Origin of the sequence: Streptomyces sp. NPDC058289 (assembly GCF_042880975.1) — a bacterium.
GTDB lineage: Bacteria > Actinomycetota > Actinomycetes > Streptomycetales > Streptomycetaceae > Streptomyces > Streptomyces stoeckheimensis.
The window spans coordinates 41,179-51,996 of sequence record NZ_JBHVYI010000062.1; the positions used below are offsets into that span (position 1 = coordinate 41,179).

A 10,818-nucleotide genomic window follows, 5' to 3' on the forward strand; every position below is an offset into this window, starting at 1 on the left:
CCAAACCTCCAGTGTGCCGCATCCCCGCATGTTCAGGAACATGGCGCTCGGAGAGGTCCCAGGTGGTGCGGGGTCCACGGTGGTCAGGTCGTTTCCTCGGTGCGGGTGGTGAGGCGGCCGGCTGCCGCGCGCTGGGACAGGCGGTCGTGTTCCCGGTCGGCCCAGCGGCGGACCCGGTCGGGCTCCAGCGGGGAGCCGTGGCCGACGTGGAGTCTCGTGGGGTTGAGGGCGAGCATTTCGCGGAGGCTGGTGAGGTTGCGCCGCGGGTCGTCGTGGAACGGCGGATTGGCCGGCCTGCCAGGGATGAGGCCCATGAAGGAGTTGGCCACGAGGTCGCCGGCGACGAGGTCTCCGTCGTCGGTGAGGACGGAGATCGATCCGGCGGTGTGTCCGGGGGTGGGCATGATGCGGGCGGCGATCCCGAAGTCCTCCAGGGACGTCTCGCCGCGGATCAGGACATCGGGGTCGAGGGGTTCGGCCTGGGCGTGCAGGTCCTTGCTCCGGTCCATGACGCGGCCCATCGGGCCGGTGGGCAGGTACGGTTCGCGGACCCGGCCGGAGCGGTACGGCCCGAGGTCCGCGATGTGGCCGGCGACGGGTGCGCCGGTGAGCCGGTGCAGTTCGGCGGCGGATCCGAAGTGGTCGATGTGCCCGTGGGTGATGACGATGAGCGAGACGTCGCGGGGGTCCACTCCGTGCTCGGTGATCCGGTCGTAGATCTTCCGGCCGCTGCCGGGTGTCCCGGCGTCGACGATCACGGGCCGGCGGCCCAGGAGCAGGTACGCGTTGATGGCCGTGCGGCCCATGACGGGGATGGGGATGACCTTCGTGCGGGACATGGCGTCCTCCGTGAGGTGACGGGCGGCTGCTGCCCGTGCGGGCATGCCGGGGATCCGCCGGGCTGTCGGCGGATGGTGTGGGTGTGGGCGTAAGTGGGGACGTGCCGGGGGCCGGGCCGCGCCGGCCGCGCCGGGGCGGGTCTTAGCGGAATCGGCGCCGGTATTCGGCGGGAGTGGTTCCCAGTCGGCGCTGGAAGGAGCGGTGCAAGGTCTCGACGGAGCCGAGGCCGCTGGCCGCGGCGATGTCCGGCAGGCTGCCGTCGCTCTCCTCCAGCAGCCGGCGGGCGGCTTCGAGGCGGGCGGACTCCACGTAGGCGGCGGGCGTGCCGTGGGTGCGCAGCCGGAACAGCCGGGAGAAGTGGCGCACGCTCAGGTGCAGCCGTGCGGCCAGTGCCTCTGCGGTGAGGTCCTCGGTGAGGTGGTCGGCGATCCACACGCGCAGGTCGTCGATCCGGTCGCCCGAAGTGGCCGGGGCGGAGAGCGGAACGCTGAACTGGCTCTGCCCGCCGGAGCGCTTGACGTACATGACCATCATCCGTGCGGTGGCCAGGGCAAGGGCCTGGCCGTGGTCCTCGGCGACCATCGCCAGTGCCATGTCCAGCCCCGAGGTGACACCGGCGCAGGTCCACACGCTCCCGGACCGGATGAAGATCGGGTCCGGATCGACGGCGACCCGGGGATGGTCGGCCGCCAGCCGTGCGGCGGTGAGCCAGTGGGTGGTGGCGGACAGGCCGTCCAGCAGGCCCGCCGCGGCCAGCAGGTGCGCTCCCGCGCAGATCGACCCGGTCCTGCGCGCCGTCGGCGCGGCTTTACGCAGCCAATCGGTGACCTCGCTGTCGATGACGGGCTCCACCCCGTCGCCGACCATGTCGACCGCCCCGGCCACGAGCAGGGTGTCGACCCGGCCCTGCACCTCGTCGAGGGTCAGGTCCGCCAGCAGCCGGACGCCGCTGGAGGTGGCCACCGGCCCGCCGTCGGCGGTGGCGATCCGGACGACGTAGCCGGGGTGACCGGGGTTGCTCGTGCCGGCGACCCGCGTGGCGACCGAGAAGACCTCGGCCGGGCCGGTGACGTCCAGCAGTTCCACACCGGCGAAGGCCACGATGACGACTCTGTGCGGTGCGGATGCGGATGCGGATGCGGGTGCGGGTGCGGCTGCTGCTTCGGCTGCGGGCATGTGCAGATCATTTCGCCCTGCCGTGATGGCCGCAATGACGAGGTTCTGTCAGATCCGGCCACCCCGGGAGCGCGGTTACGCCCGCCCGGTGGCGAAGGCGAGGATCTCGGGCGCGGCCTCGCCGAGGGTGGGGAAGTGGCGGTGGGCTTCGGGGTGGGGGACGGGGGTGTTGACCGTCCAGACCGTCATGCCCGCCGCCAGGCCCGACCGGACGCCCGAGGGGGCGTCCTCGACGACCAGGCAGTGGGCGGGGTCGGCGCCGAGGAGGGCCGCGCCCCGCAGGTACGGGACCGGTGAGGGCTTGCCCTCGGTGACGGCGGCGGCGTCCACGAGCACCTGCGGCACGGGCAGGCCGGTGCGGTCGAAGCGGCCGCGCACCCGGTGCTCGTAGTTGGAGGTGACCAGGCCCCAGCTCCCCGTGGGCAGGGCGGCCAGCAGATCGGCCGCGCCCTCGAAGGCGGCGTAGGTGCCGGTGCGGACGTCCTCGTCCTCCAGCTCGTGCAGCGCGGCCAGGCACGCGTGCGGGTCCCGGTCCGGGGCGACGGCCGCGAAGGTTTCCATCGGGCGGGTCCGCAGGGCCACGGCGTAGACCGCGTCCGGGTCCAGTCCGTGGCGGGCGGCCCAGGTCGCCCAGACCCGGCGCTGGTTGGTGACGGCGTCGACGAGGGTGCCGTCGACGTCGAACAGGACGTACCGGGCGGGCGGGGCGGAAGGAGTGGGGGCTGCGGGAGCGGTGGCTGCGGTGGTCACCGGCGGATCATGCCAGGCCGCGCAGGAGCAGCTTCAGGCCGCCCTCGAACTCCCGGTCCGGGGTGACCGCGCGGGCGTCGCGGGCGGTGGCCGACATGTACGGGAACTCGTCCGGGGGGAGACCGGCGATGGCGGTCGTTCCGGGTCCGGCCAGCGGGCCGAGGTGTTCCAGCTGCGTGGCGCCGATCACGTAGGAGATGAGAGCGCGCAGCGCGATCACCCGCTCCTCGGCCTCGATGCCGGCCTCGGTGAGGACGCCGAGCACGGTTTCCGACCAGCGCAGCCCGCTCGGCGAGCGGTGCCGGTGCGTCAGGGAGAGCGGCAGCACGTCCGGGTGTGCGCCCATGGTGTCGCGCAGGCGGCGGGCCAGGACGGTGATCCGGCCGGGCCAGGGGCCCGGGGGCGGCGGGGTGGTGTCGACGCCGCTGAGGACGAGTTCGACGACGAGCGCTTCGAGTTCCTCGCGGCCCGGGACGTAGCGGTACAGGGCCATGGGGCTGGCGCCCAGCTCGGTGGCGACGGCGCGCATGGTGAGGCCGGGGAGCCCGTCGCGGTCGATGACGGCGAGGGCGGCGGCGGCCAGTTGGTCCGGGGTGTACGAGCGGGGGCGCGGCATGACGGTTGACAGCGTACGGCATACGCCTACGCTGGGGAGGTAGGCGTACGGCATACGCCTACGCCTGTCGAGGGAGGGTTTCCCATGCTCGAACCCGGTTCCGTGGTGCCCGCACGCCTGCTCACGTCCGTCACGCCCGTCCCATCCGCCATGCCCACCGCATCCACCATGCCCACCGCATCCACCGCATCCACCGCATCCGCCGCATCCGCCGCATCCGCCACGCCCGCCGACTCCATCGCGGGCGGGGCCGTCCCCGTCCACGTTCCCGTCCCCGTGCCCGACCCGGAGCGGCTCGTCCATCTGCAGTTCCGGCGCTTCGCCGGCTGCCCCGTCTGCCACCTCCACCTGCGGTCCGTCGTCCGGCGCCACGCGGAGATCGAGGCCGCCGGGATCAGCGAGATCGTGCTCTTCCACTCCTCCGCCGAGGAACTGCGCCCGCACATCGCCGACTTCCCCTTCGCCGTGATCGCCGATCCGCAGCAGCGGCTGTACCGGGAGTTCGGCGTCGAGTCCTCCCCGCGCTCCCTGTTGGACCCGCGCGCCTGGGGCCCGGTGCTGTGGGCGATCGCCCGGTCGGCCGTCGAGGTGGCGCGCGGGCGGGAGCGGCTGCCCGCCCCGCGGCAGCCGGCAGGCCGGCTCGGGCTGCCCGCCGACCTGCTGATCGGGCCGGACGGGAGGGTGCTGGCCGTCAAGTACGGGGAGCACGTCTACGACCAGTGGTCCGTGGACGAGTTGCTCCGGCTGGCGGCGGCGGCCCGAAACTCCGTGGGTGTCCGGGGGACCTCTGCGTAGGGTCGCCGCATGAAGAGCGATCAGCAGACCTTCGTACCGCCGGCCGAGGTGTTCGAGGTGCCCGTCGGGCTCGTCGGGGAGGGCTTCCGACTGGAGCCCCTCGGGCCCGAGCACAACGAGGGGGACCTCGCCGCCTGGAGCGGGAGCGTCGAGCACGTGCGCGCAACACCCGGCTTCCTGGGCGACTGGCCGCCGGAGGAGGGGATGAGCCCCGAAGCCAACCTCGCCGACCTGGTGCGCCACGCAAGGGACTTCGCCGAGCGGCGCGGATTCACGTACAGCGTCCTGGACGGGGAGGGCGAGGGGGAGCAGGACGGTACGGGCGAGGTCATCGGGTGCCTCTACATCTACCCCGCGAAGAAGGACCCGGAGCGCGTGCACGTCACCTCCTGGGTGCGCGCCGACCGGGCCGCGCTCGACAAGCCGGTGTACGAGACCGTCTCGCGCTGGCTCGCCGAGGTCTGGCCGTTCGACGCGGAGCGCATCGACTATGCGGCGAGGTGAGCAACGCCGAAGGGGCCCGGCCCACGCGGTGCGTGGACCGGGCCCCTTCGGTTCGTCGTACGGGGTGACTAGCCGCGGACGGTGCGCCGACGGCGGGCGAACCAGGCGGCCGCGCCGCCGAGGCCGATGAGGACGGCGGCCAGGCCGGAGTACAGGGCGGTGTTGGAGTCCGAGCCGGTGTGCGCGAGGGAACCGGTCGGCTTGGGGGTGTTCCCCGTGGCCGGGGTCGTCGCGGCCGCCGGGGCGGTGGTTGCCGGAGCGGTGGTCGCGGAGCCGGTCGGGGCCGGGGTGGTCGGCGCCGGGGAGGTCGGGGCCGGCGAGGTGGGCGCCGGGGAGGTGGGCGGGGTGGTGGTCTTCGGGCCGAGCTGGAAGGGCTGCTCGGCGCCCTCGAACTGGTAGGTGTTGCCCTCGGCCAGCCCGACCATGGTGGAGACCTTGACGTCGGTGAGCTTCTTCAGCTTCGACTTGGGGCCGAGCTTGACCTGCACGTGCGTGATGACGTCACCGGAGGCGGCGCCGTAGCCCTTCGGGATGACCGGCAGCGTGCCCGAGCCGTTGCCGCCCGTCAGGTCCTTCCACTCGCCGCCGACCTTGACGCGGGTCTGGATGTCGGCGTCGTCCTTGCTGTCCATGTCCACGTTGAAGAAGGTGCTGAGCGCGGTGTTGAACTCGCCGTCACCGGTGACCCGATAGCGGACGTCCATCTCCTGGCAGTCGGGGGTCTCGGTGTCCGCGCAGGGGCTCAGCATGTCGAACCAGGTCTCCAGCGCACCGGGCTTGGAGGCGGGGCCGGTCTTGAAGGCCAGGGAGCCCTCGCCGCCGTTGGCGATCTCGTTCGCGAAGCTCGACGCCCGCAGGGTGAAGTCGCCGTTGAGGGTCGGGTAGCTCTTGCCGAGGCCGATGGTGATCTTCCAGACCATCTTGCCGCCGGCGGGGATCTGGAAGCCGTCCGAGGCCTTGTCGCCCGCCGGGTGGAACAGACCCTGCCACTCGCCGTCCTGCTGGCCGATGTTGTACTCGGTCGCCGGGGCGCTCACCGCTTCGACCTTGTAGACCACGTCGCTCTGCTGGAGCGGGCTGCCGCCGGTCGGGTCCAGGAGCATCCACGGGTGGTAGGAGGAGACCTTGTCCGTCGTGTTCGTCACCGTCAGGTCGAAGGTCTCCGTCGCACCACCGCGGGTCAGCGGGCCGCTCGGGACCGGCGCGCTCATCGTGGTCTTCAGCGCCTGCGGGTTGCCCTCGTCGGCGGAGGCCGTCATCGGCATCAGGACGGTACCGGCGATGGCGGCGGCGACTACGGCGGCGGAGGCGGTGCGGAGGGCGGCGGTGCGAGCGGACATGGTGGACTCCCCCAGGAATCTTCAAGATCAGACGGCAGTGGCGGCCGAGAGGCCGAGAGGTAGAGCAGAGGTTGAGCGGCCGAGCGAGGTGGCCGGCGGTCGAACGCCGGTCCGTTGGTGCTTGGTTCTCGCTGGCGGTCCGGTTTCTTTCCCCCGGTCGCTGCTGCGATGAGCTGATCTTCACACAGACCACATCTCCAATCCGTCGTCGGAATGTCACCGCCGTGCAACAGCAAAAACTGGTTCTGTCTGCGGCCTGACCTGCGGAGATAGCGGAATGGCAGCCACCTGTTCTGCTGTTACGCGCCCAAGTGCTCCAGCGGTCCGGCCGGGTAAGGGATCTCCACCGGGAGCAGGGCCCGCGCCGCCTCCGGTTGGCCGGAACGCAGCAGGTCGTGGATCTCCCGCACCAGCGGGGTCACATCGCGGATGGCGACCGTCCACTCGTCGGCGTAGGAGCGCGACGCCGGTCCGGACAGGCCCAGTTGGAGCGAGCGGTAGGGCAGCGGGTTCAGGTGCAGATTGCGCTCCGGGTCCCACTGCACCCGGGCGGGGGCGGTGCGCAGCGCCCGCGTCCAGGCCTCGCGGTCGGCGTGCACGCCGGGGACGTAGTGCGACAGGCAGGCGCCGCTCAGCGCCCGGTCGAAGCCGGCGCGGGTGATCTCGACGGCCAGGACCGTCTCCTGGTCGGCCTTGGTGGCCCAGCCGCAGCGGTACATCATCCACAGGAACGAGGGCTTGACCCAGGTCATCCGCTCCCGCTTCCAGGCGGGCGGGAAACGGCCCTCACGGGCGGCCGGCACCCCGATCCGGGGGTGGTACGCCTGGTACACGGTGAGGGTGTCGGCGGTGTGCGAGGCGCGGATCTGATGGCGCGGGACCCGGTCGGCGGTTGCTTCGGACATGACCCCAGGGTGCGGGCCGCAGCCGCGTCCGGGCCAGGGGATTTCCCTGCCGGGGGATTTCCCCCCGGGCGCGGGATCAGATCTGGTCCTCCGCCAGTTCCGCGACCCCCGTGATCCGGTGCAGCGCGAACGTCCGTACCTCGTCCGCCGTGTGGTCGTAGCCGGTGACGAAGCCGCCCTCCACCCGGACCGGGGCGATGACCCGCTGGCTCGCCGCCCCGTCGGCGTTGACGTAGCCGATCCACACCGCCGACCCGGTGAGCGCGGCCGCCTGCACGGTCGCCAGGGTCTCCGCCGCGCTCGTGCGCGGGAGTTCGCCCGGGGTGCCGGAGCCGCCCGCCCCGGCGCCGGACGGCCCGGCCGGCTCCTTGCGGACCGCCGTCGCCGCCAGGTCGCCCGCGCGGATCGCCCGTACGGCCGCCCCCAGCAGCGTCGAGTCCGGTACCGGCGGCCCGTCCGGGACCGGTACGGGCAGTGCACGGGCCGGGGTGCGGTGGGCGTCGGCGCGGGAGATCAGGACGTCGCCCGTACGGGATTCCGCGGCCGGGGCGTAGCCCATGGCCCGCAACCCGTCGAGCAGCGTGGTCGGTTCGGCCTGCGCGGCCAGTACGGTCGGCGCGAGGCGGCGCAGCCCGAGGCTCGCGGACCGCTTGTCGGCGAGGATCTCGTTCAGCATGCCGTCGTCGTCGCAGCGCACGTACGAGGAGGCCGCGCCGACCCGGAGGTGTCCGTGCCGCCTCGCCACGTCGTCGATGAGGTACGACAGCGGCTGCGGCACCGGGGTCCGGCTGTGCTCGGTGAGGAAGGACTGCAGGTCGACGGCGGTGTGGCCGGCGTCCAGGGCGCGGCGTACCGACCCGGGCGTGAAGCGGTACACGGTGGCCCCGCCCTTGGACTCCACCTCCGCCAGCACGGCCAGCACCTCGGCGAGCGCCCGCCGCAGCGGCCCCGGGGCCACCGCCGTCAGGTCGGCCTGGAGCAGTACGTGGTCCACGGGCTCGGGGAGCAGCGGCGCGAGCAGCGGCGCCGGGTCGCGCCCCTCCAGCAGGGCCCGGCCGGGCGCGGCGAGCGCGCTCCGGCCGGTGACTCCGAGGACCTCCGCCTCGGTCAGGGTCCAGCGTGCGAGGCGAGTGCGCAGTTCGCTCGTCCCGCGCACCGGCCGCTCCCACTCCAGGCGGGCGAGGAGCGCGGCCGGGTCGGGGGAGGCGCCCTCGGGGAGGGCGGCGAGCAGGCCGAGGATGCGGCGGCGGACCTCGGGGGCGGCGGAGCGGTCCAGTTCGGCGCCGAGCGCCGACAGGGTGCGGCCCTTCGCGTCCTGTTCGCCGACCAGGCCCGGGGTGCGGGTGGCGGTCAGCCAGGCCGTCGCCAGCACCGACCAGCGCTCGGCGGGCGGGAGTTCGAGCCAGCCGTCGAAGGCGGGGGTCGGGGCGTACCGTTCGTCGGCCTCGCCGTCGCTGGCCAGCAGGCCGGCCGCGTAGGACAGTTCGATCCAGAACGCCGCCGACGGCTCGTCGGTGTCCAGGGTGGCGGCCGCCCGCTTCAGGTCGCGTACGGAGAGCCCGCCCGCCCGGAGCACGGGCGGACCGGCGTGCTCCCAGGACTTCACCAGCTCCTCGACCGTCGACAGCGCCGCCAGTGCCTGGCCGGCCGCGTTCGCGTCCACAAGCTGTGGACGGTGCTCGCGGTGCGCGGGAACGGCCGGGGGCAGCGGCTCCGTCACCCGGTGCGCGAGCCCGCCGCGCAGGTACAGGGCCACCTCGCGGGGCAGCAGCACCGTGCGGGCCGTGGCCGGCAGCAGCAGGCCGCGGTCGCGCAGCCAGCGCACCGGAGGCGTCGGATGGGGCGTCACTTCCCCGTACGGCGGACCCCACACGAGCCGGCCCAGCACCTGGTGGGCCTCCGCCGGAGCCTCGTCGAGCAGCGCAGACATCCGTTCCGGGTCGGTGAACAGGGCCGTCAGCGCGGTCACCGCCGACACCGGGTCGTGCGTTGCGGGCAGCCCGACGGCCGCCACGATCTCCTGGATCCGGGTCGGCGACATGCCCGCGGTGGCCTCGGCGACGGTGGGGCCGAGGCCGGTGGGGGAGGGGCGGGTGGCGGAGGGGGCGAGCAGTTCGCGGGCGGTGCGCACCAGGCGCAGCCGCTCGTCGTCGCCCCATACGAGGGCCTGCTCGCGCAGGGTGGCCAGGGCCCGGGGGAGTTCGGCGCGGGCCCCGTTGTCCGCGCCGGAGGTGGTGCCGGTGTCACCGCTGAGCAGGGACTCCAGTACCGCGTACGGGCAGGGCTCGGGGCCCACCGCGAGGGCCTCGGCGGCCTGCAGGGCGAACCGGTCCAGGTGGTCCAGCGCGCGCACCACCGAAGCCCGCGTGCCGGCCCGGGTGGCGAGCTGCGTCACGTCTCCGGGGACCGGGCTCAGCAGGTCCGGCCGGGCGCGCAGCAGGGCGCCGAGCCCGTCGTCGTCGCGGGCGCGCAGCGCTTCGGCGAGGGAGCGCGGAGCGCTTCCCGAGGTGCTCGGGTCAGGCACGGTCGTCGCCTCCTGGTCGCGTCGGCCGGTCAGTCGGCCGGTCCCCATCCGGTCAACGGTATCCGCTGCGCCCCCGGCCGCTCCACGGGCGCACGCGCTACCTTCGCTGGAGGTGGCACGGGAGGAGCCGGGCGTGGGGATCGAGAGCGACCATCTGGTCTACGAATATCTGAGCCGGGTAGGGGACTTGGCGCAGCGCAGGCAGCTGTCGTCGGGCGATCGGATGCGGCTGGTGGCGGGGTTGCGGGACGAGATCGACCGGCGGCGGGCCAAGTACGAACCGGAGACGCCGGCGGCGGTACGGCGCATCCTGCAGCGGATCGGCACGCCGGAGGAGGTCCTCGACACGCTGTCGACGACGGGCGCGGCGGCTCCTGTTCCCCCGGCCGGGTTTGCTCCCTCCACCCCCTCCGCTTCGTCGGTGCCGGTGCAGCGGGGGGCTGCGCCGCCGCATCTCGCGGGGCTCGACGAACTGGGTGCGGGCGAGCAGCTGGAGCCCGACTGGTGGACGGTCGGGCCGGGGTCGACGGTGGAGGGCTTCGCGGGCGGCATCGAGATCCCGGAACTCCTGAAGGCGCCGAAGCGGCGGGGCTCCGACGGGGACTCCGACGGGGACTCCGACTCGGACTCCGGCTCGGGCTCCGGCTCGGACCCGCAGCCGGGGGGTTCCGGTTCCGCCGGTGCCCCGGCGGGTGGCAAGCGCACACTCGTCGGGTTCCTGCGCGAGCGGCGGCGCCGGGCGAAGGCGGAGGCCGCGGCGGCGACCGCCGCTCCGGTGGTTGCCGCGGCCAGGCCGAAGCCGTACGCCTTCCTGCTGCTCGCGGCGGTGGCCCTGATCGCGGGGGCCGTCTCCGGCTACTGGCTGCTGCTCGCCGCGGGCTGGCTGCTCGCGTACGCCTCGCGGGTGCTGGGTCCTGCGGAGCGGAAGTGGGTGGTCTTCGGGCTGCCCGGGGTGGTCTTCGCGGGGGCGGTGGTGTGGCTGTGGGGCCGCCTGAACGGCCGCTGGGGCTCCGCCCTGACGGACGATGCCCTGAGCGGCACCTTCCAGGACCTGCTGCCCTGGCTGGCGCGGGCCGCGGCGGTGTCCTCGGCGCTCTATCTTCTCTGGCGCTCGCGCCGCCGCTAGCCCCCTCCGGGGTCGGTGGTGGGGGGTCCGGGTGCGGCGCCGTTGCCGGGGACCGGTCCCCGGGCCCCTGCGCCTCAAGCGCCGGCGGGGCTGGGGTGTGGTCGGGGTCTGTGTGTACGTGTACGTGGTCGTGCGCCGGCTGCGGGTGGGTCGGTGCCGGGGCCGGGGTGGGGTGTCGGCCTGGACCGCATGATTTAGGCGCCCTGTGTCCTACGTGGACAGGGTGCGGGGTGTTCTCGCGC

The 10,818-nt window shown here is 73.9% G+C and carries 10 protein-coding genes; 3 read left to right on the forward strand and 7 right to left on the reverse strand.

Annotated features, from left to right (window positions below; genetic code table 11):
• Positions 1 to 83: 83 nt before the first annotated feature.
• From ACFVX6_RS27845 to ACFVX6_RS27860, 4 genes are all read right to left on the reverse strand, one after another.
• Positions 84 to 839: an MBL fold metallo-hydrolase gene (locus ACFVX6_RS27845; RefSeq protein ID WP_389695948.1), complete on the reverse strand. Its 756-nt coding sequence runs from the start codon at positions 837 to 839 to the stop codon at positions 84 to 86.
• Positions 840 to 981: 142 nt separating this feature from the next.
• The gene (locus tag ACFVX6_RS27850) at positions 982 to 2,016 is read right to left on the reverse strand and encodes a GlxA family transcriptional regulator (RefSeq protein WP_389695950.1); all 1,035 of its coding nucleotides are present in this window, start codon (positions 2,014 to 2,016) and stop codon (positions 982 to 984) included.
• Positions 2,017 to 2,091: 75 nt separating this feature from the next.
• Positions 2,092 to 2,766, reverse strand: a complete 675-nt coding sequence (locus ACFVX6_RS27855) for an HAD family hydrolase (protein WP_389695952.1) — start codon at positions 2,764 to 2,766, stop codon at positions 2,092 to 2,094.
• 7 nt (positions 2,767 to 2,773) lie between these two features.
• The gene (locus ACFVX6_RS27860; RefSeq protein ID WP_389695954.1) at positions 2,774 to 3,382 is read right to left on the reverse strand and encodes a TetR/AcrR family transcriptional regulator; all 609 of its coding nucleotides are present in this window, start codon (positions 3,380 to 3,382) and stop codon (positions 2,774 to 2,776) included.
• 84 nt (positions 3,383 to 3,466) lie between these two features.
• On the opposite strand from ACFVX6_RS27860, the gene ACFVX6_RS27865 reads away from it, so the two are divergent.
• Positions 3,467 to 4,177 (forward strand): peroxiredoxin-like family protein, encoded by a 711-nt coding sequence (locus ACFVX6_RS27865; protein WP_389695956.1) that lies wholly within the window; start codon positions 3,467 to 3,469, stop codon positions 4,175 to 4,177.
• Between the two features lie 9 nt (positions 4,178 to 4,186).
• Positions 4,187 to 4,681: an N-acetyltransferase gene (locus tag ACFVX6_RS27870; RefSeq protein ID WP_389695958.1), complete on the forward strand. Its 495-nt coding sequence runs from the start codon at positions 4,187 to 4,189 to the stop codon at positions 4,679 to 4,681.
• A 68-nt stretch (positions 4,682 to 4,749) separates the two neighbouring features.
• Here ACFVX6_RS27870 and ACFVX6_RS27875 read toward each other — a convergent pair whose 3' ends face one another.
• From ACFVX6_RS27875 to ACFVX6_RS27885, 3 genes are all read right to left on the reverse strand, one after another.
• On the reverse strand, positions 4,750 to 6,021 hold the full coding sequence (locus ACFVX6_RS27875; RefSeq protein WP_389695960.1) for an LAETG motif-containing sortase-dependent surface protein: 1,272 nt from the start codon (positions 6,019 to 6,021) through the stop codon (positions 4,750 to 4,752).
• Between the two features lie 299 nt (positions 6,022 to 6,320).
• Complete coding sequence (locus ACFVX6_RS27880; protein ID WP_389695962.1) at positions 6,321 to 6,926, reverse strand: DUF4291 domain-containing protein; 606 nt, start codon at positions 6,924 to 6,926, stop codon at positions 6,321 to 6,323.
• Positions 6,927 to 7,002: 76 nt separating this feature from the next.
• Positions 7,003 to 9,498 (reverse strand): helicase C-terminal domain-containing protein, encoded by a 2,496-nt coding sequence (locus tag ACFVX6_RS27885; protein ID WP_389695964.1) that lies wholly within the window; start codon positions 9,496 to 9,498, stop codon positions 7,003 to 7,005.
• Between the two features lie 85 nt (positions 9,499 to 9,583).
• Here ACFVX6_RS27885 and ACFVX6_RS27890 point away from each other — a divergent pair, with 85 nt between their 5' ends.
• Positions 9,584 to 10,576, forward strand: coding sequence for a hypothetical protein (locus ACFVX6_RS27890; protein WP_389695966.1), 993 nt, complete (start codon positions 9,584 to 9,586; stop codon positions 10,574 to 10,576).
• The last annotated feature ends 242 nt before the right edge of the window (positions 10,577 to 10,818 follow it).

Excerpts from the sequence above, each read along its gene's own strand:
- ACFVX6_RS27885 (WP_389695964.1), bottom strand. The coding sequence starts at position 9,498 with ATGGGGACCGGCCGACTGACCGGCCGACGCGACCAGGAGGCGACGACC.
- ACFVX6_RS27875 (WP_389695960.1), bottom strand. The coding sequence starts at position 6,021 with ATGTCCGCTCGCACCGCCGCCCTCCGCACCGCCTCCGCCGCCGTAGTC.
- ACFVX6_RS27865 (WP_389695956.1), top strand. The coding sequence starts at position 3,467 with ATGCTCGAACCCGGTTCCGTGGTGCCCGCACGCCTGCTCACGTCCGTC.
- ACFVX6_RS27850 (WP_389695950.1), bottom strand. The coding sequence starts at position 2,016 with ATGCCCGCAGCCGAAGCAGCAGCCGCACCCGCACCCGCATCCGCATCC.
- ACFVX6_RS27860 (WP_389695954.1), bottom strand. The coding sequence starts at position 3,382 with ATGCCGCGCCCCCGCTCGTACACCCCGGACCAACTGGCCGCCGCCGCC.
- ACFVX6_RS27880 (WP_389695962.1), bottom strand. The coding sequence starts at position 6,926 with ATGTCCGAAGCAACCGCCGACCGGGTCCCGCGCCATCAGATCCGCGCC.
- ACFVX6_RS27845 (WP_389695948.1), bottom strand. The coding sequence starts at position 839 with ATGTCCCGCACGAAGGTCATCCCCATCCCCGTCATGGGCCGCACGGCC.
- ACFVX6_RS27870 (WP_389695958.1), top strand. The coding sequence starts at position 4,187 with ATGAAGAGCGATCAGCAGACCTTCGTACCGCCGGCCGAGGTGTTCGAG.